The sequence below is a fragment of the Azospirillum agricola genome (assembly GCF_020005195.1).
Classification (GTDB): domain Bacteria; phylum Pseudomonadota; class Alphaproteobacteria; order Azospirillales; family Azospirillaceae; genus Azospirillum; species Azospirillum agricola.
Genome location: NZ_JAIFZR010000008.1, coordinates 327,503 through 353,811 on the forward strand (window position 1 = coordinate 327,503; position 26,309 = coordinate 353,811).

Below are 26,309 nucleotides of genomic sequence, written 5' to 3' on the forward strand. Positions count from 1 at the left end.
TGAAACCTTACACGAAGCGCAGCGCGATGGAGCCGAAGGGGCCGTAATCGGCATGCACCGTGTCGCCGGCCTTGACCGGCACCGGGCGGGTGAAGGAGCCGGCGAGCACGACCTGCCCCGGCTCCAGCGCCACGCCATGCGGCGCGAAGCGGCGGGCGAGCCAGCAGATGCCGTTGGCCGGGTGGTTCAGCACGCCGGCCGCGACGCCGGTCTCCTCGATCACGCCGTTGCGGTAGAGCAGGGCAGCGGCCCAGCGCAGGTCGGTGTCCAGCGGCCGCATCGGCCGGCCGCCCATGACGATGCCGGCGTTCGCCGCGTTGTCGGAGATGGTGTCCATCACCTTGCGCGGGCGCTTGCTGTCGGGATCGATGCGGTGGCAGCGGGCGTCGATGATCTCCAGCGCCGGCACGACATAGTCGGTGGCCGACAGCACGTCGAACAGGGTGACGTTCGGCCCCTCCAGCCGCGCTTTCAGGATGAAGGCCAGCTCGACCTCCACCATCGGGGCGATGAAGCGGTCGATGGCGATGTCGCCGCCGTCGGGGAACAGCATGTCGTCGAGCAGGGTGCCGTAATCCGGCTCGTCGATCTGCGAGGACTGCTGCATCGCCCGGCTGGTCAGGCCGATCTTGTGGCCGATGACCTTGCGCCCCCCGGCGATCTTCGCCTCCACCCAGCAGCGCTGGATGGCGTAGGCGTCCTCGATGGTGATGTCGGGGTGGTCCAGCGAGATCTGGCGGGTCTGGACGCGGGTGTTCTCCGCCTCGTGCAGGCGCGCGGCGGCGGCCCGGACGGCATCGGGACTGAGCATGGGGAAAGCCTCGTCTCAAGCGGCCTTGTAGCGGCCGTGGATGTTGTTGTGCTTCCAGGTGCCGGCCTCGCTGAACTCCTGGATGTCCAGCGACAGGGCGAGGAAGCGGCTGGCGAAGAGGTCGGCGAAATGGTCCCTGACCATGGCGAACAGCTCGTCGCCGGCCTTTTTCTTCTGCTCGGCGCTGCGGCCGCTGCCGATCCTCAGCGTCAGGTGGACGAAGGCGTCGTCGGCCGTGCCGTCCGCCACGCAGAAATCCTCCAGCCGGATGGCGCGGGAGCGGATGCCGCCGATGGGAAAGGCGCCGCCCTGGGCGATCAGCACGGCGTTGGCCTTGCGCAGCAGCGCCGGAATGTCGGCTTTGGCGCCGAGGTTGCCGGTGTACTCGACGGTCAGATGCGGCATGCTCCGTCCTCCCGCCTCAGACCGAGAAGACGGCGTTGATCTGGCCGGTGCCGGAGGAGGCGAAATAGGGCGTGACGATGTCGACGCTGCCCTCGTAGCGGTCCCAGCCCAGCGCGCCGAACAGCATGGCGGTGTCGTGCATGTAGCCCTCGCCCCAGCATTTCTCGGCATACATCGGCAGCATGGCGGTGAAGGTCGCCCAGTCGCCGCGCTGCCACAGATCGACCACGCGCAGGTCGACCTGCTCCAGGAAGGGGTCCCACATCTTGTGCAGGTATTGCTCCGACACGCCGTTCTGGGCGAAGCGATGGGACAGCGAGCCGCTGGCGAGGATGGCGACGGTGCCGTCATACTCCTCCTCGATGGCGCGGCGGACGGCGCGGCCCAGCGTGGCGCTGTCCTTCAGGTCGTGGACGGTGCAGAGCGAGGAGACCGACACCACCTTGAAGCGGCGATCCTCGTTCATGTAGCGCATCGGCACCAGCGTGCCGTATTCCAGCGTCAGCGAGGTTTCCGAATGCGACCGGGTGTTCACCCCGGCCGCCGTCGCGGTGCGGGCGAGCAGATGGCCGAGCGCCGGGTTGCCGTCATAGGCGTAGGGCAGGTTCTTGATGAAGTGCGGCAGCTCGTTGCTGGTGTAGACGCCCTCGAAATGGGCGGCGCAGTTGACGTGGTAGCCGGAATTGACCAGCCAGTGGGTGTCGAACACCACGATGGTGTCGACGCCGAGGTCGCGGCAACGCCGGCCGATCTCCTTGTGGCCGGCGATGGCGGCGTCGCGGCACCCCTTGTGCGGGCCGTCCAGCTCCGACAGGTACATGGACGGGACGTGGGTGATCTTGGCGGCGAGTGCGAGTGTGCCCATGCTTTCCTCCGGAATGCGGCCGGTTCGGCCCGGCTTGGTGATGGAAGTCTGAAAACCCGTCAACCGGCGACGATGTGGTTGACGAGGCTGCCGATGCCCTCGATCTCGGTCGTGACGGTGTCGCCCGGCATGACGTCCGCCAACCCTTCCGGGGTTCCGGTCAGGATGACATCGCCCGGCGACAGGGTCATGATCGACGACAGGTAGGCGATCAGGTGCGGCACGTCGAAGATCATGTCGCGCGTGCTGCCCTCCTGCGTCACCTGCCCGTTGACCAGCGTGCGCAGCGAGAGGTTCATCGGATCGGGCACGTCCGCCGCGTCCACCAGCCAGGGGCCGAGCGGCGTGCAGCCGTCACGGTTCTTCACCCGCAGGTTCGGGCGGTAGTAGTTTTCCAGATAGTCGCGGATGGCATAGTCGTTGGCGACGCTGTAGCCGGCGACCACTTCATAGGCGCTGTCGCGCGGCACGTCGCGGGCGGTGCGGCCGATCACCACCGCAAGTTCGCATTCGTAATGCATGAAGGTGGCGTCGGCCGGGCGCCGGGTGCGGGCATGATGGCCGGTGATGGTGTTCGGTCCCTTCAGGAAGACCAGCGGCGTTTCCGGCGCCTTGAAGGCCAGTTCCTTCGCATGGTCGGCATAGTTGAGGCCGAGCGCGAAGACGGTGCGCGGCTCCACCGGCGGCAGCCAATCGACCGCCTCGGGGGCAACCAAGCGGCCGTCGGACAGCCGCAGCCGTCCCTCTTCCTCGACGGCCGCATGGACCGTGCCGTCCAGCAGGATGCGGGCGCGCTTCATGGCGTTTCTCCTTCCACCGCGGCGTCTTCGATGACGATGTCCAGCGGGGCGAAGCCGTCGATCTCCAACCGGACGCGGTCGCCGGCCCCGGCCTGCGGCCCGTTCAGCGCGATCCCCAGATGCAGGATGTCGCCGGCCCGCAGGGTCATGAATCCGGTCACCTCGGCCAGCAGCCGGGCCGGCGGGCGGACCAGATCGGACAGGCCGCGCTCCGCCACCACGGTGCCGTTGACCAGCGTGCGCAGGGTCAGCCCCTCCACCGCCGCCACTGCCGCGTAGGGCAGCGTCTCGCCCATCGGGCAGGAGCCGTCGAAGCAGCGTTCGCGCACCGGCGGTCGGTAGACCGACGGGTTGGGCAGGCTGACGTCCAGGATCGGGCGCAGCCCGGCGACCGCGTCCATCGCCGTGGCCTCGTCCAGGGCGGTGGCGTCGCGGCCGATGACGAGGCCCAGCGTCGCCGCCACCTCCACCCGCTCCGCCCCGCGCGGCAGCCGCACCACGGCGCCGTTGCCGGCATGGGTGTTGTAGGGTTTGATGTAGAGGATCGGCGCCTTCGGCGGCGCGCCGTAGGGTGGCTGCGACAGGGCCGGGCCGAGGCGGTCCAGGGTTGGGCGGTCGTTCAGGATCACGCCGTAGACCATTCCCTGAGGGGAAGTGGTTTGCATGGTGTCAGCCTCCGAAGGCATGGACGAGCCACAGGCAGATGCCTGGCACGAAGACGATCAGCAGGATGCGCAGCAGGTCGGATGCCAGGAAGGGCATGACGCCCAAGGCGGTTTCGCGCATCGGCACGCCGCGCGCCAGCCGGTTGATGACGTAGAGGTTCATGCCGACCGGCGGATGGACGAGGCCGATTTCCACCACCATCAGCGCCAGGATGCCGAACCAGACCGACTTGTCGTCGGCGGCCATGCCGAAGAAGTCGAGGCCCATCACCACCGGGTAGAAGATCGGGATGGTCAGCAGGATCATCGCCAGCGAATCCATCACGCATCCCAGCAGGATGTAGATGCCGATGATGCTGAACAGGACCAGCAGCGGCGGCATGCCGCTGTCGCGCACCCAGGCGGCCAGCTCCACCGGCATCTGCGACACCGCCAGCGCCGAGTTCAGCAGGTCGGCGCCGATCAGCACGACGAAGATCATGGCGGTCGCCTGGGCGGTGCCGTGGATGCTGGCGACCAGCTGCGGCCAGCGCATGCCGCCCGAGGCGAAGGCGATCAGGCCGCAGGCGGCGGCGCCGATGGAGGCGGCCTCCGTCGGGTTGGCCCAGCCGTCATAGATGCCGACGATCACCACCAGGAAGACCAGCAGCACCGGCAGTACGCCGAGCTGGGCGCGCAGCCGCTCCGACCAGGGCAACGGGGCGCTGGCCGGGCCGGCGGCCGGGTTGCGCCGCACGATCAGCGCGATCACCGCGAGATAGCCGAGCGCGGCGATGACGCCGGGAACCACCGCGGCGACGAACAGCTTGCCGATGGATTCCTGCGTCAGCACCGCATAGACGACCAACGGCACCGAGGGCGGGATCAGGATGCCCAGCGTCCCGCTGGCCGCCAGCGTTCCGGTCGCCAGCCGCCCGGAATAGCCGCGCGCCTGCAATTCGGGCAGCGCCACCTGGCCCATGGTGGCCGCGGTCGCCAGCGACGATCCGCAGATGGCGCCGAAGGCGGCGCAGGCGGCGGTGGAGGCCATCGCCAGACCGCCGCGCCAATGGCCGATCAGGGCGCCGGCGGCGCGGAACAGTGCCTTCGACAGCCCGCCATGGGTGGCGAACTGGCCCATCAGCAGGAACAGCGGGATGACCGACAGGTCGTAGTTCGACAGCCGGGCGAAGGCGAGGTTGTTGAGGGTGAACAGCAGGGCGGCGGTCTGGCCGTCGTTGATGGTCAGGTAGATGGCGCCGCCGGTGATGAACATCGCCACGCCGATGTGGACGCGCAGCGCCAGCATGCCCATCAGCCCGGCGAAGCCGGCAAGTCCGATTGCGGTCCCGCTCATCGTGCCACCTCCGCCGTGCCGGCCGTCTGTCGTTCGTTGGATGTCAGGTCGCGCCAGCCGCGGGTCAGCGCGCACAGCGCCGTCAGGATGAGGCTGGGCAGCATGGCGAGCATCGGCATCCAGACCGGCAGGCCCAGAAGCGGCGTCACCTCTCCCGCCTCGCGGATGTCGATCACCTGGAGACCGGTGCGCCAGACCAGCAGCAGGGCCAGCGCGCCGAGCAGCAGGTCGGCCACCGCGTCGAGCAGCCGGCGCATCCAGGCCGGGGCGGTTTCGGTGAAGAAATCGACGCGCAGATTCTCGCCCAGGATGGTGCAGAGCGGCAGGAAGGCGCAGGCGGCCACTGCGGTGCCGACCTGCATCAGCTCCACGTCGCCGGTGACCGGCAGGTTGGCCAGCTTGCGCCCGAAGATGGACAGCAGCGACATGCCGATCAGCGCCATGAAGATGCCGCCGCCGGCCAGGGCGAAGCCTTTCGCCGCAAGCAGCAGGGCACGCTCGCCCGCGCTCCTTGGCCGGAAGTCCGGGCTTCCGATGGGTTCATGCATGATGAAGGGTCTCCGCGAGGGGGATCAGCGGGCGGCGAGCGCGCGGGCGTCGGCCGCCAGGGCGGCGCCGTCGATGCCGCGCTTGGCGATGTCCTGGCGCCATTCGGCTTCGACCGGCGCCGCGGCGGCGCGCATCACCTCGTAATCCGCGGGATCCTGATTCTGGATGGTGCCGCCGTCCTTGGCGACCAGGGCGCGGGTGTCGGCGGTCACACGGTCCCAGACCTGACCGAAGCTCTCGACCAGCGCCGGGCCGCTGTTGCGGTCGATCACCGCCTTCAGGTCGGCCGGCAGAGACTGGTAGCGCTCCTTGTTCATCAGCAGCGTCAGGACCGTGGTGGAGTAGTAGGGCTGGCCGGCCGGCGGCTGGGTGTGGAACTTGGTCACTTCCTGGAGCTTGGTCGGCGTCACCACCTCCCAGGCGCCCATGGCGCCGTCGACGATCCCCTTGGAGATCGCTTCGGTCACCTGGGCGGGCGGCATGTTGACGGGGGTGGCGCCCAGCGCGGTCAGCAGCTTGGAGACCATGCGGGTGGAGGCGCGCAGCTTCTGCCCCTTCAGGCTGTCCACCGCGGCGATGGGCTTGCCGGCGGTGTGGAAGGCGACGCCGCCATCGACATGGACCGCCAGCACCTTGTAGGCGGCGAACTCCTCCACCGCGTGTCGCTGGTAGAAGTCCCAGGCCGCCCGGCTGCCCGACTGGCCGTCGCGCACGACGAAGGGCAGCTCCATCGTCTCGATGATCGGGAAGCGGCCGGCCGAATAGCCGGGGGCGGTCCAGACGATGTCGGCGACGCCGTTCTTCGCCAGATCGACCAGCTGCGCCGGCGTGCCGCCGAGTTGCATCGCCGGATAGAACTGGCAGGTGATGCGTCCGCCCGACTGCTCGCCCAGGGCCTTGCACCAGGGCTCCATCACCTGCTTCTGCGCCGGCGCACCCGGCGGCAGGAAATGCGTGATCTTCAGCGAGACGCCGTCCGCGGCTGTGGCAGGGTTGGAGACGGCAAGCGGCAGCAGCGTGGCCAGGGCGAGTGCCGCCGGCCGGATCGTTTTCAGCATGGGGTTTCCTCCACCGATGCGCGGGGGACTGGGCGGACCGAAGGGTCCGCCCGTCCTCTTGTCGGCGCGTTGCTCATTGATGGCGTATGATGCTGTTAACGAGTTAAACATTAACATGTTAAACAGTCAAGCGCGATGTGCGCGGCTCGGCGCGCTGGCCGTCTCGGAAGGTCAGTCCATTGCCGGGTAAAGGCCTCGGGTGCCCGCCATCAGCCGCGTCAGGCCGAGCAGGGCGTCGAGGTTGGGGGTCGCCTGCCCCAGCCGCCCGGCGATCTCCTTCACCACCCCCAGCAGCGCGTCGATCTCCAGCGGCTTGCCGGCTTCGGCATCCTGGAGCATCGATGTCTTGAAGGCGCCGAGCCGCCGCGTCACCGCGTTGCGGTCCTCGCCGCTCTGGTCGATCGGGCAGCCGATGAGGCGGCCCAACTCGGCCGCCTCCGCCATCACCGACAGGCAGAAGCCGCTGACCAGCGGATCGTCGAGGATCCGGTCGCAGGTGGCGCCGGTCAGCGCCGACACCGGATTCATCGTCATGTTGCCCCACAGCTTGTACCAGATGTCGGTCTGGATCCGCGGGGAGGACTGGACCTCGAACCCCGCGGCGGTCAGGCAGTCCGCCAGCCTGCCGAGGCGGGGCGACAGGCTGCCGTCCGGTTCGCCCACGATCAGCCGGTTGCCGAAGCCGTGGCGCACCAGACCCGGCTCGGCAACCGAGCAGGTGGCATGGACGACGCAGCCGATGACCGCATCATCCGGGATGGCGGCGGCGATCCGTCGGCCGGGATCGACGCTGTCGAGCGGCATCCCGGCGAGCGGCCCGCCGAAGCGGTGGAAGAACCACCAGGGCACGCCGTTCATCGCCGGCAGGACCATGGTCTCCGTCCCGATCAGAGGCGTCAGCGACGGGGCGAGGCCGGGCAGCGACTGCCCCTTCACGGCGATGACGACGAGATCCTGCGGTCCCAGCGCCGTCAGGTCATCGGTCACCCGGACGGCCCCCGTGACCTGCCCGTCCGCGGTGGCGAGCCGCCAGGGGCCGGCGCGCAGGGCGTCGGCGGTGGCGCCGCGCGCCAGGACCGACACGTCACAGCCGGCCTGGGCCAGACGGATGCCGACGAGGCCGCCGATGGCGCCGGCCCCGATGATGCAGGTCTTCATCGACGTCCCGTCTCCATTGCTTGGGTGATCCTGAGGGTGCCTATGCGCGCCGCCGCAGCGTTTCCGACGGCGTCTCGCCGTAGCGGCGGCGGTAGTCGCCGGCGAAGCGTCCGAAATTGCCGAAGCCCCAGCGCAGGGCGATGTCGGCCACGCCCCCGGTTCGCGTGCTTCCGGTTTCCGGGCCTTGCAGCAGATCGTCCCGCGCGGCGGCCATGCGGATGTCCCGCAACTGCTGCATGGGGGACTGGTCGCGGAAACTGCGGAAGCCGGCGGTCAGGGTCCGGATGCTGACGCCGGCCGCCTCCGCGATCTCCGCCAGGGTCAGCGGCTCCCCGGCGTTGGCGCGCATGAACTCCTCGGCCGCCCGGACATGGCGCGGGGCGGCGGCGGCGGGCGTGCCCGCCATCTGCTCCGTCCCGCTGTGCTCATGCCCGGTCAGCAGCATCAGCATCGCGGTCTCCTCCAGCTGCTTCCGGAGAAAGTCGGGCAGGGCCGGGTGGCCGGCCGCATCCGGTCCGGTGGACGATGGCCCGGCGGATGGTGCGGTGCAGGACAGCACCATCCGCACCACCGACCGCCAGCGGGCCTGCATGGCGGTTCCCGGCCGGATGCAGGGCGCGAATTCCAGCGGCCGGACGGGGGCCTTGCCGACCAGCCGCTCGTACAGGCCGTCCAGCGCCGCGGTGCCGAGGCGGAGATGCAGCCGCTCGCTGTCGGCGCTGAAGCGCTTCCTCACTGGCGATCTGGCGGAATCGACGACCATCAATCCCGGGCCGCCGCTGAAGCTCTGCGCCTGCGTGTCGATCTCGGACCAGCCGCTGACCTGCGTCGTCACCAGGATGAAGCGGCCGGTCGGCACCTGCGACAGCTCCACCCCGGTGTTGAAGCGCAGCAGGGCCATGCTTCCCGACCAGCCGACCCGCAGCCGCATGCGGAAATCGCGCGGCGGCCCGATCACCCGCATCCGGTGCGGGGTGTAGCTGCGGAACAGGCGCTCCGAGGCGCAGTCGGGGTCACTGGTGACCCACTCTCCCGCCTGTTCGCCGGCTTGGGAGGCCAGGGCCTGTTCCGCCTCCAGCCCCAGCAGCCGGGCTTCGGTGGCCGACCGGCTCGTTTCGTCCCGACCGCATCCGTCCCCACCGCTTCCAATCATTGTTCGCGAATCCCCTTGTGGAGCACGCGAACAATGAAGCGATTAACATGTTAATTAGTCAAGGCCCTTGGAACGGGATCTTGGGCCGGGGCCTTGGACTTTGTCCGTCACGACCGGTAGGTCGGGTCGATGCGGTCGATGATGCGGGTGAGCGCCGCGAAGGCGTCTTCGCCGGCCCCGTATTTCGGATTGAAATTCAGGCTGTCGGCAACGCATTTCTCCAGCACCGCCACCGGGATCGGCCGCGCCCGGCCCATCGAATGGGTGGCCATCTGGATCTCGCAGGCGCGGTTGACCAGCCACATCAGCGAGAAGGCCTGTGCCAGCGTGGATCCTACCACCACCGGGCCATGGTTGCGCAGCAGCAGGACCGGCTTGTCGCCGGCGCTGGCCAGGATGCGCCGCCCTTCGTCGAGATGGACGGTGATCCCCTCGAAATCATGGTATGCGATCTTGCCGTAGAGCTGGGCGGCGTAGAAGTTGGTGAAGGCCAGCCCGTCCTCCAGGCAGCAGACCGCCTGCGTCTGGGTGGTGTGGACATGCATCACGCAATGGGCATCCGGCAGGGTTGCATGGATGGCGCCGTGGAAGGTGAAGCCGGCCGGATTGATCGGCCAGTCCGAATGGCCGACGATATTTCCCTCCACATCGACCTTCACGAGGTTGGAGGCGCGGACCTCCGAATAATGCAGGCCGAACGGGTTGATGAGGAAGTGGCCGGGTTCGTCCGGGACCCGGAGCGAGATGTGGTTGTAGATCAGCTCCGACCAGCCGAGATGGTCGAAGATGCGGTAGGCCGCGGCCAGCTTGACGCGGGCCTGCCATTCGGCCGGGCTGAAACGGGCGGGCTGTTCGAAATAGCGGGGGGCCGTGCTCATGTCTGGTCTCGTTGTTCCTGGTTGGTGGGACGCCGAAATCAGCGGGGCCGCGGGGCCAGCTGACGGGCCGCGGCGGCGAGGGGGGCCGCGTCGATGCCCTTCGCCGACGCCTGGACGATCCATTCGGCGGTGACCGGCTCCAGCTTCTTCAGCGCCTCGTCATAGGCGCTGCCCGACAGCACCGTGACCGACTGCCCCTGTGCCTTCACCCTGTCGCGCGTTGCGGTGATGGTGGCGTCCCAGGCCCGTCCGAAGCGCTCGACGAGGACCATGCCGCTGTTCTTCTCAAGGATCGCCTTCAGGTCCGCGGGCATGGCGTCGAAGCTTTTCCTGTTCATCAGCAGGGCCAGGACGGTGGCGCCCAGGACGGGCTCGTCGGGTGAGGTTTCCAGATGGAAGCGGGTGACCTCGTCCAGCTTGGTCGGGCCGATGACCTCCCAGACCGCGGACGCACCGTCGACCACGCCCTTGGAGATCGCCTCGGTCATCTGGGCGGGCGGCATCGCCACGGGGGTGGCGCCAAGCTCCGTCAGGGTGCGGGCGATGGTGCGGTTCGGCGTGCGCAGCTTCAACCCGGCGAAATCGGCCGCCTTGGCGATCGGCTTGTTCGCGGTGTGGACGGTCATGCCGCCGTCGCCATGCAGGGCGAGCAGCTTGTAGGCGGCGTATTCGTCCTGGAGATGCGCCTGGTGGAAGGTCCAGATCGCCCGCCCGCCTGCGACGCCGCCGACCGGCAGCATGCCCGGAAGCTCCAGCACCTCGGTCTTGGGGAAGCGGCCGGTGGAATAGCCGGGAGCCGTCCACACGATGTCGGCCACGCCGTTGCGCGCCAGATCGACCAGCTGGGCCGCGGTGCCGCCCAGTTGCAGCGCGGGATAGAACTGGCAACGGATGCGGCCGCCGGACTCCCGGCCGAGATCGTCGCACCACGGCTCCAGGACCTGCCTTTGCATCTGCGCCACGCCGGGCAGGAAGTGCGCGATCTTCAGCGTCACGGTTTCGGCCGCATGGGTGCCGGCCGACGCCATGAGTCCTGTTGCAAACACGATTGCGGACGTGAGCGTGCGCAGACTGCTCATCCCTTGAACCTCCCATTGACTTGGCTTTTCTGTCCGCCGGTGGTGTTCACGGCGGTGTTCACCCAGGGTAGGCGGGGCTGGCGTCTTGCTCTATCCGTGCCGGGCAGGCGCTGTCCGGAACAGGCGGAAATTTTGCAATAGAACCCGACAAACGGCCTTATGGCCGGTCGAATGGCCGAACTTGCCCGATTACAGAAGGCGCTCTTTTGTTGTCTTCTTGCAGCGGATCACGTTACGAGCTTGGGAATTTCAGCCTCAGCCAACCGCAAGAATCGGTGGTTGCGTGGCCCCCGCAACCATTTTAACCCGACAATTTTTGGCAATGTCTTGGAAGCCGCTCCTTGTGAGCGGTTTTTCCTTATTTGCAGCAGATTTTTTTATTCGCGAACGCAAGGATACCGGCAAGATCGCCTGGCACTACTTTGGCGGTTCTACTGGGGCCTGGGCCGGGCAAGACCGACTGCGTGCACTGGATGCCGACCGCCCAGGTCAGGCCGTGCACGCTCAGCCCCTTGTGGAAGGCGGCGCCGTCGCCGTACACCATAACCGCTATTGGAAAGGTTGTCCGAGCAACGGCGAGATGGCGGGGAGCGGGCTCCGCGAACGGTGCGGGGCGATGGCGGAACGCCGTCCCGCGGATTGGCGGTCAGAACGACATCAGCAGCCGTGCCTGAGCGGTGACGGTGCCGCGGTCCGTTTCCGGCCCGTCCGTCAGCGCGACGCCGACGCTCAGCCCGCCCTGCACGTTCCGGCCAAGCGTGTAGTCGAGGCCGAGGCCGAGGCCGACGAGTCTGGTGTCGGCCCGTTCGTTCACTCCCTGTAGGGCATCCAGGCTGTAGTTGTGACCATAGGCAGCATCGACGAAGGCGAAGGGAGAGGCCGCATCCTCCACCCGTCCGACGCCGGGCACATCGGCGATCCCCAGAGCGGCGATCCCCAGAGCGCCCAAGACCGGGAATGCCGGCAGCCGCAGCTCGTTGCGCAGCACGAACCCGGTATCGACGCTGCCATCGCGCAGCGTGTAGCCACGGGCGGCATAGTAGCCGCCAAGCGCAAGCTGCTCGGTCTCGGGCAGCGCCTTGCCGGCAATCTGGCCGGTGAACGCGGTGGTCCAGACGAAGCCGTTCAGGGCAGGAACAGCGGCAAGCGACGTCACCTGATTGAGTGTGCCGTACCCATAGGCATAGTCGGCCCCGGCCACCCGTCCGTTGGAAAAGCTGTTCCAGGCCGCATCGGTGTTGCCGGGCACGATCCCGGTCCGGTTGACCACGGCGCGGACGTCAACCTCGGTCGCATCGCCGCCAGAGTGCTGCCAGGCGGCCGCCCAGCCGACGGTCAGGTCGAACACCCCGGCCGATCCGTCGGCCAGGTTCGTGCCCCGGTACAGGGTCTTGCGTGACATCCATTTTGGCGCGATGCCGGCATAGACGTCTCCCCACCCGGCCAGCCGCTTGTCGATGTTGGACAGCGCCGAGCGATAGAGAATGGGAATCTCCACGGTGGTGGTGTGGAAGGTCAGGATGTTGCCGGCGCTCTCCTGGCCCGTCGCGACGAAGTTCGGGGCGATGCTGACCGCCTGCCGCGGAAAGGTCATCGCCGCGATGCGCCCGGCATGGTTGACATAGGTCGGCCAGCGCCCCCCCGACAGCCTGACCGAGGCGGGATCGGAGACGACGTCCGGGCTGCCGGTGAACTGATAGGCGACGGTCAGGTCACGCACGGCCTCGATGCCCGCGCTGAAGCCGGCGAAGATGCGGTTGGAGTCGTGATCCTTGACGGTGCTGGTGTTGGACCAGCCGGCGAACGCCTGCCATGGCCGGGAACGGTTGAGTTCCAAGGTCAGGTTGCTGGTGCCGGGATCGGACCCCGGCTCGAACACGCCGTTGAGCTGGCGGTAAGGGAAGCGGTTGAGCCACTCGAGATCCTCGGAGATGCGTTCCGCTTCGATGAGTTGGCCGGCGGGCGCGCGCAGGCTGGCGGCGAGCGCCGGAGCGGTTTCCTGCACCCCGCCTTCGCCGTCCTTGATCTGCACGCGGCCGGTCCGGAAAGCCACCACGCGCAGGTGCAGCACGCCCGAGGTGATCTCCTGGGGGGGTGCTGTGATCGAGACGAAGGGGCGGCCTGCCTCGCGGTAGGCCCGCGCCACAGCCGCCTGAACCTCGGTCAGCAGCTTGCGTGACAGCGGCTTGCCGATGAAGGGGGTCAGGGCCTCCCGAAACCCGGTTTCATCCAAGCCCTCCGCCCCCGTGACCGTGATGCCGGCCGGCGGATGGGGGATGATCGCGCTGTCCAGCCCGATGAGGCGGAAGCCGGCGACATCGACCCCCAGTGGGGTATCGTCCCCGGACCCCGTCGGCGCCGGACCGGGGCGCAGCCCCCCACCGGTCCCCTCCACCGCCGGGGGCAGATGGCGTTCCATCGCCGTGGACTGGGCAAAGGCGGCGCCCGGGGCACCGCCGGCGATTCCCATCGCCGCCGCCGTCGTCACCACCCCGAACAACCGGGAGGCGGTTCCACGGAACCGCGACGGACGAGCTTCGACTCCGTGCATCTGAAACATCATCACCGGGCCTGTCACGGCTGTTGGAAGAAGCGCAGGAAGCGGCCGACTTGCGTGTTGGCCGGATGTGGCTGATTGGCGCACGCCCCTCCGGCGGCCCCGCCGATACAGCCGGATTCGCCTTCGTCCTCCCGCATGCCGTTGCCCCGCCCGCTCCGGGTGGCGGACGCGGTCGCGCTTTGGGTGTCGGAAGTGGGGGCGCTGTCGCCACCGGACAGGAGGGGCTTGCCGCCAGAGAACGCGGCGTCCGTCTCCCCAACCGTGGTTTCGACCATATTGCGCGGCAGCGTCGCTGCGATGACCTGGCGGGTCACCTCTTGCGGGGGGGCGTTGGTCGGCGGCCCGCTGTTGGCGCTCTCGGTCTGCTGCACGGTGAGCACGCCCGCCCCATAGGACAGCGCATAGTTGGAAGAGGCTGCAAGGGTTCCCTGCGTGATGGCGTAGGAGCCGGCGGGCGAAGACGCGGTGGCGCCGGTGGCCAGCGCCCCCGACAGCGTGTCGCCGTTGACGAGGCCGTCGCCGCCGACGCTGTAGGTGAGCGCCGGATTGGCGTTGCCGTAGACCCGGCTCTTGCTGTCCGCCGTCACGGTGATCGGGCGCGCGGTGACCGACAGCGTGCCGGGGTTGAAGACAAGGCTGTAGTTGGACGAGGCCGCCAGCGTGCCCTGGCCGATGGCGTAGGAACCGACCGCCGACGCCGTCCCGGCGGCGGTGGCGAGCCCCCCCGACAGCGTGTCGCCGTTGACGAGGCCGTCGCCGCCGACACCGTAGGTAAGCGCCGGGTTGGCGTTGCCGTAGAGCCGGCTCTTGCCGTCCGCCGTCACGGTGATCGGGCGCGCGGTGACCGACAGCGTGCCGGACTGATGGAGGATGGTGTAGTTGCCGGCAGCACCGCCGCCCAGGGCGCCGCCGGATGTGGTCGTGGCGTAGCTGCCGACATTGGAGGCGGCGGTGGCGGTGGTCGCCGTGCTGACCCCGGTCAGCAGGCTGCCGTCCTGCCCGTTCTTCCACCCCGCAGTGGCATAGCCGATGGCGGGCACATTGCCGCCATAGGTCATGCTGCCGCCGCCGGCGGTGACGGTCAGCGCCGCCGGGGTCACGCTCATCGTGCCGGCGGCGTAGCTGAGGGTGTAGTTGCCGGTGGCGGCTCCGCCCAGCGTGCCGCCGGACGCCGAGGTGGCGTAGCTGCCGACGTTCGAGGCGGCGGTGGCGGTGGTGGACGTGGTGACCCCGGTCAGCAGCGTGCTGTCCTGACCGTTCTTCCAGCCAGCGGTGGTGTAGGCGATGTTGGTTGGAGGGGCGTCGCCGTAGGTCATGCTGCCGGCGGCGGTGACGGTCAGCGCCGCCGGGGTCACGCTCATCGTGCCGGCGGCGTAGCTGAGGGTGTAGTTGCCGGTGGCGGTTCCGCCCAGCGTGCCGCCGGACGCCGAGGTGGCGTAGCTGCCGACGTCCGAGGTGGCGGTCGCGGTGGTCGTCGTGGCAACCCCGGTCAGCAGGCTGTCGCCTTGCCCGTTCTTCCAGCCAGCGGTGGTGTAGGCGATGTTGGTTGGAGGGGTATCGCCATAGGTCATGCTGCCGACGGCGGTGACGGTCAGCGTCGCCGGGGTGACGCTCATCACGCCGTTGACGTAGCTGAGGATGTAGTTGCCGGTGGCGGCTCCACCCAGCGTGCCGCCGGAGGCCGTGGTGGCGTGGCTGCCGACGTTCGAGGTGGCGGTGGCGGCGGTGGACGTGGTGACCCCGGTCAGCAGCGTGCTGTCCTGACCGTTCTTCCAGCCGGTGGCGGTATAGGTGATGGTGGTCGGGGGGGTGTCGCCATAGGTCATGCCGCCGTCGGCGGCGGTGACGGTCAGCGTCGCCGGATTGACGATGCCGGCACCGGCGAAGCGTGTGGCGCCGCCTGTGACAAAGGTGCCGCTGAGGCCGGACACGGCGAGGGACTGCGCCCCGGCCTCGGTGGCCGTGAGGGGGCCGACGGACAGGGTGCCGGTGACGGTGTTCCACCAGCCGTCGCCGACCGTGCGGGCTGTGGCGCCGGCCGGATCGTCGCCATAGGTGATGCTCCGAATTCCCCCGACCACCCCGGAGACGCCGTAAAGTTCCGGCCGGAGGCTGCCGGGCACGGGCAGCGCCCACACCGTCCAGTCCCAGCCCTGGAAGAGGCTCCAATCCTCCGCCATTTCGGCAGTTGTCAGGCCGACCGCCCCGCTGCCGCCGGCCGATCTGGCCTGCCCGGTGCTGTCCGTACCCCAATAGGACGCGGTCACGGAGCCGGCATCGCTTCCGATCAGGCCGCCGATGTCGGTGCCCGAGCCGCTCACCGCGCCGGCGGCGTAGGCCTGCGTCACGGTGCCGGCGTTGAGTCCGATCAGGCCGCCGACCTGATCGGTGCCGGTGACGGAGCCGGTGGCATAGACCTGGGTCACTGTGCCGCCGTTTACCCCGATCAGGCCACCGACCATGAGGTTGCCGCTGACGGCGCCGGTGGCATAGGCCCGCGTGACGCTGCCGATGTTCATTGCGCCGATCAGGCCGCCCACCGCGTTTGTGCTGCCGGTCACGGTGCCGGAGGCGAAAGCGTCGGTGACGGCCCCGTAATCCAGGTAGCCGATCAGGCCACCGGCCGTCCCGGAACCGGCGACGGAACCGGTGGCGTACACGTTCGACAACGTGCCGGCGCTGTTCTTGCCGACCAGTCCGCCGACATTGGTCATGTTGTCGCCGCCGACCGAGCCGGTGGCATAGGCGTTGGTGATGGTGCCCGCGTTGCTGCCGACCAGCCCGCCGGCCTCCGGGGAGTTGAGGACAGACCCGGTTGCGTAGGAGTCGCGGATCGTACCGTTGTTGTCTCCGATCAGGCCGCCGGCCTTGCCGACGCCGTCGACGGTGCCGGTGGCATAGGCCTGCGACACCGTGCCCCCGCTTGTTCCGATCAGACCGCCGGCTGGGCCGACCGTGGAACTGACCGCCCCGGTGGCATAGGCCCGCGTGACGCTGACACCCCAGGCCAGATCGCCGATCAGGCCACCCACCGGGCTCCAGTGGGCGCTTACGTCGCCGGAGGCGTAAGCGTCGGTGACGGCACCCCCCGCCATGGTGCCGACCAGACCGCCGACCGGCCCGTTGCCGTTGACGGATCCGGTCGCGTATACGTTCGACAGCGTGCCGTCGTTGTTCACGCCGACCAGTCCGCCGAGAGAGTTCCTGCCGTCGCTGCCGACCGAGCCGGTGGCATGGGAGTTGGTGATGTTGCCCGAGTTGATGCCGACGAGCCCACCGGCGAACCAGGAGTCGGGGACAGACCCGGTTGCGTAGGAATCGCGGATCGTGCCGGTGTTTTCGCCGACCAGCCCGCCGGAGTTGTTGGCGTCGCCCCAGTCGGGCCTCACATCGCCGGTGGCGTAGGAGGACTCGATGGTCCCGCCGTTGTTGTAGCCGACCAGCCCGCCATTGTAGAAACGGCCGCTGTTCGCATTGTTGATGACGGTGCCGCTGGCGTGGACCCGCGTCAGTGTGATGCCGGCGCCGTCGACACGGCCGATCAACCCGCCGACGTAGCCTTTTCCGGTCACATCGCTGTTGCCGGACGAGTCGGTGACGCTGCCGCCGGTCATCTCGCCGATCAGGCCGCCGACATAGTTCGTCCCCGTCACCGTCGCCGCCGCGTTGACGTTCTTGATCAGGCCGCTGCCACGTCCCGCCAGACCGCCGGTATGGGCCCCGCCCGTCACTCCTCCGGTCAGCGACAGGTCGCGGATGATCGATCCGGGACCGGCGTTGGCAAACAGGCCGACACCCTCCATGGACCCCGCGTCGATGGTCAGGTTGGCGATGGTATTGCCAAGCCCGGCGAAGGTGCCGACGAAGCGCCCGTCGACCAGGGCGTTGCTGTAGGTGTTGCCGTCGCCGTCCAGGCTCTGGGCCAGCGCGTAGTTGCCGGTCCGGTCCGCATCGCCACGGTTGAAGTCGATGTCGTCGATATCCGACAGCGCGTGCAGCAGAGTGTAGGTCGCGAGGCTGCCGGTCGGACCGATTTGCAGCGTGGCGCCGTCCCCCGACAGGGTGATCGGTGCCGTGACGCTGTAGTCCTTGCCGACGCCGTACTCCATCACCAGCCCGGCGCTGTTGCCCGTCGCCGTCACCGCGGCGTTGACCGCGATGCGCCCGGCGGCCTGGAGAGTCAAGGTCGTGTTGGCCGACCATGACACCGGGTCCGCCACCGTGATGTTGCCCTCCTGGCTGCCGCCCGCCCCGGTGGACACCGTCACGTTGGCCGTCGCCAGTGCCGCCGTCAGCGTGCCGACACTGAGCACGCTGTCGTCGCTGGCGGCGTCGAAGCCCGACATGCCGCTGCCGGTGCCGTTGGAGATCGTCAGGTCGTGGGGATCGAGCAGCAGCGATCCCGTCCGGCCGGACTCGGCCCGCAAATCGGCGGTCCCATGGAACGACAGCGACGCCTTGCCCGACACCTCGGCCCGGCCGCCGTTGCCAGCGATGCCGTCGCTGCCGATGCCGTTGCCCCGTGCGCTGATCGCGCCGTCGAACAGCGTGCGCTCGTCCGACCACACCACGACGCTGCCGCCGTTCCCGGCGCTTCCGTCCGCCGACAGCCGCGCCCCGGCCTCGACGGTGGTGGTCGCGGCGTTGGCCACCGTCTCGGCAAGCGTTTTCGTCCGCGCGTCCTTGCCACCCTGATAGTCGCCGCCGATCAGCACGGCGCCGCCGCTGGTGCCGCCCGCGTCCACGGTGGCGGTCCCGGCCACCGTCACCGCCCGGCCCGTCACCGCCACGGTGCCGCCCGCCGTCCGCGCCGGCTTGACGCCGGGTATGGGCGGCGCCGATCCCTTGGCCGTCAGCGTTCCCGTGACCGTGGCCCTCCCTCCCGATACCCGGATGTCGCCGCCCTGGCGGGTGCCATCCGCCATCGTCCGCATGGCGGCGATGGTGCCGCCGGCTTCCACCGCGCCGTCGTCGCCCGCGGTCAGGTAGATCCGCCCGCCGCTGGCCGATGTGCCGGTCGCCGAGATGACGCCGCCGGTGTTGCCGGCGAGCGCGTAGACGTTGCCGCCGTTGGCCCGCAGCTCGGCCACCGCCGCGCTGATGGTGCCGGTGGTCTTCGCCTCGGTGTCCGCACCGCCGACCCTGACCTGGAACTTGCCGCCGTTGACGGCGCCGTCCCGCGCCAGCACCTCGTAGCCGGCGGCCAGCGCGGCCGTGCCCTTGGGCGCCGCGATGGTTCCGGTGTTCTCGACCGCCCGCGCGATCAGCGCCACGTCGCCGCCCAGCGAGCCGATCGACCCGGCGTTGGTCACCGTCGCCTTGGAGGTGCCCGAGAAGGTCTTGTCGCCGCCGCGTAGGAACTCGGCGTCGCGAACATCCAGGGTGGAAGCGACGAACGATCCGCCGGTGGCGACCCGCCCGCCGGGTCCGACCGCGACCCCCGCGGGGTTGATCAGGTAGACCGAGCCGGTGGCGGTCAGCGAGCCGTCGATGCGCGAGGGGACGTTGCCGGTGACGCGGTTGAGCGTGGCGCCGCCGCCGTTGTTGACGTGAACCGTGTTCCCCGCCCCGATGGAGAATGACCGCCAGTTGACGATGGCGTTGGGAGAGGATTGGTCGATGATGAGGCTGGTGCCTGACGGCGTCGCTATGGACACCAAGCCCGCGGCGACGGCCGGCCCGCTTGGCAGCGGCTGCGCCAGGGCCGTGCTTCCCCGGCTCGCCAGCAGCGCGACGCTCGCCATCAGGCTCAGCAACAGCCGTGATGGCCGGCCCGACGATCCGGCCCTGCGGAACGCTTGAGAATCGACGCTGGTCATCCGCTAACCCCTGTTTCGGTCTTCATCGGCAATGGGCGGTCCGGCCGGCTTGGCACGGCGGCTCCCGGCCCTTTCCGGGCGCCAAGCCGCTGTGCCCGGGCCGAAGGTCGGCGCGGTGCTGATGGGGGTCGCCTCCGGCCGCTTCGTCGGGCGTGTTTCCCGGTGTGGAGGATGGGGCGACGTGCGGCGCGAGCTTAAGTCAGGCTCGACAGGTTGCGGTATCCCCACATCGTGTGATGGGGCGGGCGTGCCGGCCGCGCCGCCTCACATGTTCGTGGGATGCCGCGGCGAACCCGTTGCCGGTAGACTCCCCATGAGGGCACTGTCCGCGCCCTTGACCTGTGTTTGGGTATTGTCACGGTTTCGCGAACCTTCCTATCCTGCGCTCGCGGACCAAGACGCGATCCCCCTCGGACGAAAGGCGTTCCCCTGTGGTGACCAGTGAGTTGCACGCAACCCCGTCGCCGGACCACCGCATCCGCGTCCTGCTGGTGGAGGATGACCGTCCGATCCGCGAGCGCATGACCGCGATCCTGCGCGCCGCCGACCGTGTCGATCTGGTGGCCGCCGCGGCCACGCTGGCGGAGGCCCGCGCGCTCTGCGCCGCCCATGTGCCGGCGGTCCTGGTCACCGACCTGAAGCTGCCCGACGGCAACGGACTCGACCTGATTCACGAAACCCGGCGGCTCTACCCGGCCATGGAGATCATGGTGGTCTCGGTCCTGGGGGATGAGCGCAGCGTGCTGACCGCCATCGAGGCGGGAGCGGCCGGCTATATCCTGAAGGATTCGACGGCGATCGATCTGGTCGGCTCCGTGCTCGACCTGGTGGCCGGGCGCTCGCCGATCTCGACGTCCATCGCCCGCACCATCGTCCGCCGCGTCCAGAGCAGGCCGGACTCTCCGTCGGCCACGCCGCCGGCCGAGCCGGTGCCGTCGCTCACCGAGCGGGAGACCGACATTCTGTGGGGGGTCGCCAAGGGACTGACCTATGGCGACATCGCGGAGCGGTTGGGCATCTCCCGCAACACGGTGCTGACCCACATCAAGAACATCTACCGCAAGCTGGAGGTGAACTCCCGCGGCGAGGCGGTGTTCGCCGCGATCAATCACAACATCATCAACCTGAAGGGCTGAGGGGCCGCCATGCCGTCGACGGACGCCGTTCCGGGCATGAGCGGTGGCGTGGCGCCCGCCCCGCTGTCCCGGCCGGCCTGGGCATGGCGGTCCGCCCTGTGTCTGGCGATCCTGATTCCCGCCCTCACCGCGCTCGCATTCATCATCAATCCCACCCTATCCGATGAGGCGGCCGCCCTGTTCATCGGCGAGGCGTTGCTGGCGGTGCCCGGCGATCAAGCCGCCGACCCGGCGGCCTGGACGCCGGTGCCTCTGCCGTACCGCTGCCCGACCACAGGGACCGCGGAGGGGTGCGTGGCCAACTTTCGCATCGGATACTGGTACGATCCGGCCGCCCAGTCTGCGGACCAAGGCGGCGTGTCGTTCTATGCGCCCTCTTTCCAGGGTGTGCTCGTCGTTTCCCTGAACGGCGTCTTCCTCGCCACGAGCGCGTGGGGACGGGCGGAAGCCGATGTTTCCGGCAACATCCCGTTCCTGGTGCCGGCGCCGCTTCTGCGCCCCGGCATGAACGAGTTCGAGATCGTTTTGTCCAAGCGCGGCGTCATCAGCGCCTTCCTCGATCGCGTCGCCATCGGGCCCGACGCCCTGCTGCGCCCGGACCATAACTGGCGACGGTTCCTGTACTCGACCCTGCAACGGATGATCGACGGCTGGCACATCACCATGGGCCTAGCGCTTTTCATCATCTGGCTCGCCTGCCGGCGCGAACGGATCTTCCTGGTGACCAGCAGCGTTATCCTGTCTCACGCCGCCGTGTCGCTGCCGGCGATCCTGGGCGATGGGGTGCTGAGCGAAACCTCCCTCCAACTCATCAACCACACCCGGTTTCTGACCACCAGCCTCGTCCTGCCCATGGCGCTGCTGTTCGTCCGCCGCCCGCTCCCGGTCCCTCTGGGCGTCTTCCTGCTGCCGCCGTTCATTGCTGTCGTCAGCTTCCTCACTCTTCCGGTCGATCTGCACCGCTGGTTGCTCACGACCGTCTACTTTCCGATCATGTCCGTCGCCGCTCTTTGGGTGCTGTCGGTGGTGGTGCGCGTGGCTTTCCGTGAGCGCGACATCGCGGCCACGGCGCTGGCCGGCGCCTTCCTGTTCAATCTGGTCATCGCGGTGCATGACATTCTGCTCACCCGCGACGCCCTGGGGGAAAGCCGGGTGCTGCTCGGCCGCTTCGCCTGGCCCGTCATCATGGCGGTCGTCTCCGCGGTGCTGATCTGGCGCTTCGCCCAGACCATGAACGTGCTGGATCAGTTCAGCCAACGCTTGAGGAGCGAAGTGGCGGCGGCCGAGGACGCCCTGCGCCGCAGCTTCGCCCGTGAGCAGCAGCAGGCCGAGGCCGCCGTGCTGGAGGCCGAGCGGGTGCGCCTGATGAGTGACCTGCACGACGGCATCGCCGGTCAGCTCGTCTCGATCCTGGCGCTGTGCGAGTTGCGGGGGGAGGCCTCGGGCGAGGTCGCCGTCTCGGTTGGCGGCGCGCTGGCCGACCTCCGGCTGGTGGTGGCATCGCTGGAGAGCTCGGGCGATGATCTTGGCGTGATGCTCGCCCTGTTCCGCGAACGCATCGAGCCGCAGCTCATGGCCCAGGGTGTGACGCTGGTGTGGCGTGCTTCCGCCCTGCCGGAGGTGAAGGGGCTGCACCCCGGCGCCACCCTCAACATCTTCCGCATCCTGCAGGAAGCTTCGGTCAACGCCGCCCGCCACAGCGGCTCGTCCACGCTGACCATCGAGGCCGGGCCGTCTCCGCGACCGGGCCATGGCGTGCGCTTGTGCCTGCGCGACCAGGGACGCGGCGGGGTGGCCAGCCGGCCGGGCAGCTACGGCCTGGGAAACATGCGCCGACGGGCGGATGCCCTGGGCGGGATGCTCGACATCCAGTCCGGCCCTGACGGAACCGCCGTCACTTTGGACTTGCCGGCCGAGATACGCGGACCGGCACCGGCGTGACCCATCTCGCGCCCCTCGGATGGCAACACATCAATCTGGCCGGCGACTGTCTCTGGAGCGCGGACCGGGTGCCGGACACGTCGGGATACCGCTCCCATCGAACTCCTGGCCGCCTGATCGTCCCGTTCTGTCCGATTGGCGTGTATTTTCGCCCGTCCTATGGCGTCACCCCAAGAGGGGAGGCCCGCCCAGCTTGAACGGCCCGATGGTCCGGTTGATCCGGTTTGCGGAGTTGCCGGTGTCGCTGGGGGCCGGCTTCGTCTCGTCGGAGGAGAAGAGTTCCAGCGTGAGCGGATAGAGGGCATTCCGCTGATGGAGCCATCACATTATGTCGAAATATTTATGTCGGACGCGCGGCCGCCATCTCCGCGAGGTCAAACGGCGGGGCGTCACCGGCCTGATGGGATGCCATCGCCCGCCGAAGCGCGGCCAGGACACGCGGGTCTTCCGACTGGGTGACGTTGAAGCGCAGGAAGGCCGCGGCGCTCTGCGAGACGCTGAACACGTTGCCCGGCGCCAGGACGATGTTCTCCTCCATCGCCTTGCGGGCAAGCGTGGCGGAATCCTGCCCGTCGGGCAGGCGGCACCAAAGATAGAAGCCGCCGCGCGGCATGAGCCAGGGCCGGATTCCGAGCCCATCCAGCCGTGCCGCCGTTTCACGGCTGGCCCGCGCGAGGCGCCGGCGCAGCTCGGCCATATGCTTGCGGTAGCCGCCCTCGGCAAGAATGCCGGCGATCAGCTCGGCCGCGGCCGGGCTCGCTCCGGCGAAGCGGGTCGCGACCTGGAGGTCGACCAGGCCTTCGATCCAATCCGCTCTCGCGGCGATGTAGCCGCAGCGGATCGAGGCGGACAAAGTCTTGGAGAAGCTGCCGACCCGGATGACGCGGTCGAACCCGTCGAGCACGGCGAACCGTGGCGACGGGTCGGGCTCGAAATCGGCGAAGATGTCGTCCTCGACGATCGTCAGGCCGTGGGCCGAGGCGACGCTCAGGATCCGGTGGGCGGTCCGCGGCGAGAGGCTGGCGCCGGTCGGGTTGTGGAGCGCCGAGTTGGTGATGTAGAGCCGCGGCCGTTCCCCGACGAGCGCCGCCTCGAACGCGGCTGCGTCCGGGCCCGAGGGGGTGTAGGGGACGCCGACGATGCGGGCCTGGTGTGCCCGGAGCAGCGCCTGGAAATTGAAATAGCAGGGATCGTCGATCAGCACCGTGTCGCCGGGCCGCAGCAGGAAGCGGCAGATCAGGTCGACCGCCTGCGTCCCCGAACCGGTCAGCAGGATTTGGTCCGGTGAGGCGTCGATGCCCTCCTCGGCGAAGCGCCCGAGCAGCAGCCGGCGCAGCCGCGGCGAGCCGCGCGTGCCGCCATAGTCGGTGAGCGGCGCGTCCTCGTCGCGCGCAAGCGTCCGGAGGCCGCGGCGGAGGGCCGCGGTCGGCATCCAGTCCGCCGGCAACCAGCCGCAGCCGGGTTTCAGGGCGGCGGGATCGGCATCGAGCGACTGGCGCGAAACCCAGAAGGGATCGACGGCCCGGTCACGCCGGGGACCCGTCTCCGCCAGCGCCGGCGTTGGAGGGACGGTGCCGGCGACATAGAAGCCGGACCCGCGCCGGGCCTGGATCAGACCCTCGGCGGCCAGACGGTCGTAGGCTTCGACGACCGTGGAGGGCGACACACCCAAGGTCGCGGCAAAGCGTCGGATCGAGGGCAGGCGGTCGCCGGCCGCCAGCGCGCGGCTCGACAGCTTCAGCCGGATGGCCGTCATCACCGCGCCGGTGCGCGTCGCGTCTTCGCGCTTCATACCTTCTCCAAAAGCAGTGCGGCCGGGAATTGTGTGTGTCTGTGAGGGCGTACAGTTTCGTCGAATCGTATGGCACTGTCCCTGTCCATTCCAGCACCGAGTTTCTACGATCGCCGCTTCGGAGAGCGGAGGATCAGGGGCTTGCGCATGGATCGGACAATGGACGGGTGGGGCAGCGGTCTCCTGGGCGTCGTCATCTTCAGCGGCTCGTTGCCGGCCACGCGGATCGCCGTCGGCGATTTCCCGCCCCTGTTCCTGACCTCGGCCCGCGCGCTGATCGCGGCGCTTCTTGGGGCGGCCTTTCTTCTGGCGCTTCGTCAGGCCAGGCCAGCGCGAGGCGATCTTCGTCCGCTCGCCGTGGTCGCCCTCGGCGTCGTGGTCGGTTTCCCATTGCTGACGGCGCTGGCGCTCCAGCGGATCACCGCGGCCCACTCCGTCGTCTTCATCGGTCTTTTGCCGCTTGCGACCGCTCTTTTCGGTGTCCTGCGCGGTGGGGAGAGGCCGAAACCGGTGTTCTGGCTGTTTTCGGGCATCGGCGGCGCGACGGTCGCTGGCTTCGCCGCCCTCAACGGCGGTGGCGGGGCGCTCGTCGGGGATGCGCTGATGGTGGCCGCCATCCTGCTGTGCGGCCTCGGCTACGCCGAGGGGGCGGCGCTCGCGCGCAGGCTCGGCGGCTGGCAGGTCATCTCCTGGGCCCTGCTGCTGGCGCTGCCGGCGATGGCGGCCGTGGCGTTGGCGACGGCGCCGGATTCCTGGGCCGGGATCGGCGGTCCGGCCTGGCTCGGCCTCGGCTACGTGTCGGTCTTCAGCATGCTGGTCGGCTTCGTCTTCTGGTATCGCGGGCTTGCGCTGGGCGGGATCGCCGGGGTCGGGCAGCTTCAGTTGCTCCAGCCCTTCTTCGGCCTGGGCTTGGCGGGGCTGCTGCTTCGCGAGCCGGTCGCCTGGACGATGATAGCGGCGGCCGGGCTGGTGGTGCTCTGCGTCGCCGGCGCCAAGCGCTTCGCCTGAACGGCTAGGCCGGCAGCCCGTCCTCGAAGGCGGGAAGCCGCCACGCGCCGCCCAGTTCGGCGTTGCGCAGCAACAGCACCAGCTCCTCGCGCGACCTCGTCACGGCCGTGTAGAGCCAGCGCCATCGGTGTTCCCGGAACGCGGCCGAATCGTCGATCACGGTGACTGATGGGAACTCCGACCCCTGGGAAGCGTGGCAGGTGATCAGCCAGGCCCAGTCGTAGAGCTGGATGTCCTTGCCCACGCGCGGCTGGACCATTCCCTCGGTGTAGTGCGCCTGGAACATCCAGGGATGCACGATCAGCTTGCCGCGCGACCGGACCTCATCCTCCATCTGCACGCCCAGCGACCACAGCCCGGCGTCCCGGCCGCTGGCCTCGGTGGCCGCCCGCGTCAGGGAGCCGATCATCCCGTTGAACAGCTCCTCCTCCTTCTGGTTGCGTCGGCAGATGACGCGTTCGCCCGCCTGCGGCATCACCGACTCATGGCCAAGAAGGGAGCGCATCCTTCTGGTGTAGGTGGTGCGGACACGGTGGGTGCCGCAGATGGCCTGCGACGAGGGCCGCATCACGAGCCCTTGGGTGCCGCGCTCCAGGGGCAGGACATGGACCTTGCCGACCGAGCCGAACCGTCGGGGAAGTTGCTGCCGGCGCAGCAGATGGGCGAGCCGGATCACCGGGCTTTCCTGGGCGGTGCGGTGCGGCTCGGTCAGGCGGAAATCGGGTTCCCCGCTGGTGAACAGTCCTTGCCCGGACACCGGCGGGAGCTGGTAGTCGTCGGCGATCACCAGGATCTTCTTCCCGGTCCGCAGCAGGTCGCGCGCCACGTCGTCGCCGACCATCGAGCCTTCGTCGCAGACGATGAGGTCGGCCTCGGCCATCGGTCCATCGGAGCGGCGGGCGAAGAACAGCTCGCCGGTGTCGCCGTCCTTGCGCGGGGCGTAGAGCAGCGAATGCAGCGTCGCGGCCCCCTCGATACCCTTCTGGCGCAGCACCTGCGCCGCTTTTCCGGTCGGTGCACCGACCACATAGTCCCTCAGCCCGCGACGATCCTGGAGATGTTCGAGCACGAAGGCGGTGGTCCTGCTCTTTCCCGTTCCGGCCTCGCCCGCCAACCAGAAGACCTGCGCGGCCTGATCGTCCATGTACCAGGCGTCGATCGCCTGGATGGCGCGGTGCTGCTCGTCGGTCGGCGTGTCGGAGGGCGAAGGCATGGGCTCGCTTGGATGATGGTCGTGATCGGGCGCACGGTTGCGCAACGCGTGGCACCAAGGCTGCCCGGCCGAAGCCGGACGGG

General features: G+C 69.1%; 19 protein-coding genes. 3 read left to right on the forward strand and 16 right to left on the reverse strand.

Annotated features, from left to right (window positions below; translation table 11 throughout):
* Positions 1-7 precede the first annotated feature (7 nt).
* The 14 genes from hpaH to JN22_RS33930 all read right to left on the reverse strand — a co-directional run bounded on the left by hpaH (position 8) and on the right by JN22_RS33930 (position 19,136).
* Complete coding sequence (gene hpaH, locus JN22_RS33865; RefSeq protein WP_085558273.1) at positions 8-811, reverse strand: 2-oxo-hept-4-ene-1,7-dioate hydratase; 804 nt, start codon at positions 809-811, stop codon at positions 8-10.
* Positions 812-826: 15 nt separating this feature from the next.
* Positions 827-1,216, reverse strand: a complete 390-nt coding sequence (locus tag JN22_RS33870; protein WP_085558274.1) for a 5-carboxymethyl-2-hydroxymuconate Delta-isomerase — start codon at positions 1,214-1,216, stop codon at positions 827-829.
* Between the two features lie 16 nt (positions 1,217-1,232).
* Entirely contained in the window at positions 1,233-2,081 is an 849-nt protein-coding gene (gene hpaD / locus JN22_RS33875; protein ID WP_085558275.1) for a 3,4-dihydroxyphenylacetate 2,3-dioxygenase, read from the reverse strand.
* Between the two features lie 59 nt (positions 2,082-2,140).
* A complete protein-coding gene (locus tag JN22_RS33880; protein ID WP_085558276.1) occupies positions 2,141-2,881 on the reverse strand; it encodes a fumarylacetoacetate hydrolase family protein in 741 nt (246 codons plus the stop codon).
* The gene (locus tag JN22_RS33885; protein WP_179166353.1) at positions 2,878-3,546 is read right to left on the reverse strand and encodes a fumarylacetoacetate hydrolase family protein; all 669 of its coding nucleotides are present in this window, start codon (positions 3,544-3,546) and stop codon (positions 2,878-2,880) included. Before JN22_RS33885 ends, JN22_RS33880 begins: the two co-directional genes overlap by 4 nt.
* Positions 3,547-3,550: 4 nt before the next feature.
* On the reverse strand, positions 3,551-4,882 hold the full coding sequence (locus JN22_RS33890) for a TRAP transporter large permease (RefSeq protein WP_085558278.1): 1,332 nt from the start codon (positions 4,880-4,882) through the stop codon (positions 3,551-3,553).
* Positions 4,879-5,430 carry a TRAP transporter small permease gene (locus JN22_RS33895; RefSeq protein WP_085558279.1) on the reverse strand — a complete coding sequence of 184 codons (552 nt, stop codon included), beginning with the start codon at positions 5,428-5,430 and terminating at the stop codon, positions 4,879-4,881. The genes JN22_RS33890 and JN22_RS33895 overlap by 4 nt, the downstream gene beginning before the upstream one ends.
* A 24-nt stretch (positions 5,431-5,454) precedes the next feature.
* Positions 5,455-6,489, reverse strand: a complete 1,035-nt coding sequence (locus JN22_RS33900) for a TRAP transporter substrate-binding protein (protein ID WP_085558280.1) — start codon at positions 6,487-6,489, stop codon at positions 5,455-5,457.
* A 171-nt stretch (positions 6,490-6,660) separates the two neighbouring features.
* Positions 6,661-7,647 (reverse strand): 2-dehydropantoate 2-reductase, encoded by a 987-nt coding sequence (locus JN22_RS33905; protein ID WP_085558281.1) that lies wholly within the window; start codon positions 7,645-7,647, stop codon positions 6,661-6,663.
* Positions 7,648-7,687: 40 nt separating this feature from the next.
* Positions 7,688-8,800, reverse strand: a complete 1,113-nt coding sequence (locus JN22_RS33910) for an AraC family transcriptional regulator (RefSeq protein WP_085558282.1) — start codon at positions 8,798-8,800, stop codon at positions 7,688-7,690.
* Positions 8,801-8,907: 107 nt separating this feature from the next.
* Positions 8,908-9,678, reverse strand: a complete 771-nt coding sequence (locus tag JN22_RS33915; RefSeq protein WP_085558283.1) for a class II aldolase/adducin family protein — start codon at positions 9,676-9,678, stop codon at positions 8,908-8,910.
* 38 nt (positions 9,679-9,716) lie between these two features.
* Positions 9,717-10,706 carry a TRAP transporter substrate-binding protein gene (locus tag JN22_RS33920; RefSeq protein ID WP_223678033.1) on the reverse strand — a complete coding sequence of 330 codons (990 nt, stop codon included), beginning with the start codon at positions 10,704-10,706 and terminating at the stop codon, positions 9,717-9,719.
* A 697-nt stretch (positions 10,707-11,403) separates the two neighbouring features.
* Positions 11,404-13,320 carry a ShlB/FhaC/HecB family hemolysin secretion/activation protein gene (locus JN22_RS33925; RefSeq protein WP_085558285.1) on the reverse strand — a complete coding sequence of 639 codons (1,917 nt, stop codon included), beginning with the start codon at positions 13,318-13,320 and terminating at the stop codon, positions 11,404-11,406.
* An 11-nt stretch (positions 13,321-13,331) separates the two neighbouring features.
* Positions 13,332-19,136: a beta strand repeat-containing protein gene (locus tag JN22_RS33930; protein ID WP_085558286.1), complete on the reverse strand. Its 5,805-nt coding sequence runs from the start codon at positions 19,134-19,136 to the stop codon at positions 13,332-13,334.
* A 434-nt stretch (positions 19,137-19,570) separates the two neighbouring features.
* Between JN22_RS33930 and JN22_RS33935 the strand changes: the two genes are divergently transcribed.
* Both JN22_RS33935 and JN22_RS33940 read left to right on the forward strand, forming a co-directional pair.
* Complete coding sequence (locus JN22_RS33935; RefSeq protein WP_223678034.1) at positions 19,571-20,272, forward strand: response regulator; 702 nt, start codon at positions 19,571-19,573, stop codon at positions 20,270-20,272.
* A gap of 9 nt (positions 20,273-20,281) precedes the next feature.
* Positions 20,282-22,213 (forward strand): sensor histidine kinase, encoded by a 1,932-nt coding sequence (locus JN22_RS33940; RefSeq protein WP_085558287.1) that lies wholly within the window; start codon positions 20,282-20,284, stop codon positions 22,211-22,213.
* Between the two features lie 340 nt (positions 22,214-22,553).
* Here JN22_RS33940 and JN22_RS33945 read toward each other — a convergent pair whose 3' ends face one another.
* Entirely contained in the window at positions 22,554-24,005 is a 1,452-nt protein-coding gene (locus tag JN22_RS33945; protein ID WP_085558288.1) for an aminotransferase-like domain-containing protein, read from the reverse strand.
* 147 nt (positions 24,006-24,152) lie between these two features.
* On the opposite strand from JN22_RS33945, the gene JN22_RS33950 reads away from it, so the two are divergent.
* Positions 24,153-25,013 carry a DMT family transporter gene (locus tag JN22_RS33950; protein ID WP_085558289.1) on the forward strand — a complete coding sequence of 287 codons (861 nt, stop codon included), beginning with the start codon at positions 24,153-24,155 and terminating at the stop codon, positions 25,011-25,013.
* 4 nt (positions 25,014-25,017) lie between these two features.
* Here the strand turns inward: JN22_RS33950 and JN22_RS33955 are convergent, their stop codons facing one another.
* Complete coding sequence (locus JN22_RS33955; RefSeq protein WP_085558290.1) at positions 25,018-26,226, reverse strand: ATP-dependent DNA helicase; 1,209 nt, start codon at positions 26,224-26,226, stop codon at positions 25,018-25,020.
* Positions 26,227-26,309 lie beyond the last annotated feature (83 nt).

What these genes read in the sequence shown, in the direction of transcription:
- hpaH (WP_085558273.1), bottom strand. Translation starts at nt 811, where the DNA reads ATGCTCAGTCCCGATGCCGTCCGGGCCGCCGCCGCGCGCCTGCACGAG.
- JN22_RS33870 (WP_085558274.1), bottom strand. Translation starts at nt 1,216, where the DNA reads ATGCCGCATCTGACCGTCGAGTACACCGGCAACCTCGGCGCCAAAGCC.
- hpaD (WP_085558275.1), bottom strand. Translation starts at nt 2,081, where the DNA reads ATGGGCACACTCGCACTCGCCGCCAAGATCACCCACGTCCCGTCCATG.
- JN22_RS33880 (WP_085558276.1), bottom strand. Translation starts at nt 2,881, where the DNA reads ATGAAGCGCGCCCGCATCCTGCTGGACGGCACGGTCCATGCGGCCGTC.
- JN22_RS33885 (WP_179166353.1), bottom strand. Translation starts at nt 3,546, where the DNA reads ATGCAAACCACTTCCCCTCAGGGAATGGTCTACGGCGTGATCCTGAAC.
- JN22_RS33890 (WP_085558278.1), bottom strand. Translation starts at nt 4,882, where the DNA reads ATGAGCGGGACCGCAATCGGACTTGCCGGCTTCGCCGGGCTGATGGGC.
- JN22_RS33895 (WP_085558279.1), bottom strand. Translation starts at nt 5,430, where the DNA reads ATGCATGAACCCATCGGAAGCCCGGACTTCCGGCCAAGGAGCGCGGGC.
- JN22_RS33900 (WP_085558280.1), bottom strand. Translation starts at nt 6,489, where the DNA reads ATGCTGAAAACGATCCGGCCGGCGGCACTCGCCCTGGCCACGCTGCTG.
- JN22_RS33905 (WP_085558281.1), bottom strand. Translation starts at nt 7,647, where the DNA reads ATGAAGACCTGCATCATCGGGGCCGGCGCCATCGGCGGCCTCGTCGGC.
- JN22_RS33910 (WP_085558282.1), bottom strand. Translation starts at nt 8,800, where the DNA reads ATGATTGGAAGCGGTGGGGACGGATGCGGTCGGGACGAAACGAGCCGG.
- JN22_RS33915 (WP_085558283.1), bottom strand. Translation starts at nt 9,678, where the DNA reads ATGAGCACGGCCCCCCGCTATTTCGAACAGCCCGCCCGTTTCAGCCCG.
- JN22_RS33920 (WP_223678033.1), bottom strand. Translation starts at nt 10,706, where the DNA reads ATGGCGTCGGCCGGCACCCATGCGGCCGAAACCGTGACGCTGAAGATC.
- JN22_RS33925 (WP_085558285.1), bottom strand. Translation starts at nt 13,320, where the DNA reads ATGATGTTTCAGATGCACGGAGTCGAAGCTCGTCCGTCGCGGTTCCGT.
- JN22_RS33930 (WP_085558286.1), bottom strand. Translation starts at nt 19,136, where the DNA reads ATGACCAGCGTCGATTCTCAAGCGTTCCGCAGGGCCGGATCGTCGGGC.
- JN22_RS33940 (WP_085558287.1), top strand. Translation starts at nt 20,282, where the DNA reads ATGCCGTCGACGGACGCCGTTCCGGGCATGAGCGGTGGCGTGGCGCCC.
- JN22_RS33945 (WP_085558288.1), bottom strand. Translation starts at nt 24,005, where the DNA reads ATGAAGCGCGAAGACGCGACGCGCACCGGCGCGGTGATGACGGCCATC.
- JN22_RS33950 (WP_085558289.1), top strand. Translation starts at nt 24,153, where the DNA reads ATGGATCGGACAATGGACGGGTGGGGCAGCGGTCTCCTGGGCGTCGTC.
- JN22_RS33955 (WP_085558290.1), bottom strand. Translation starts at nt 26,226, where the DNA reads ATGCCTTCGCCCTCCGACACGCCGACCGACGAGCAGCACCGCGCCATC.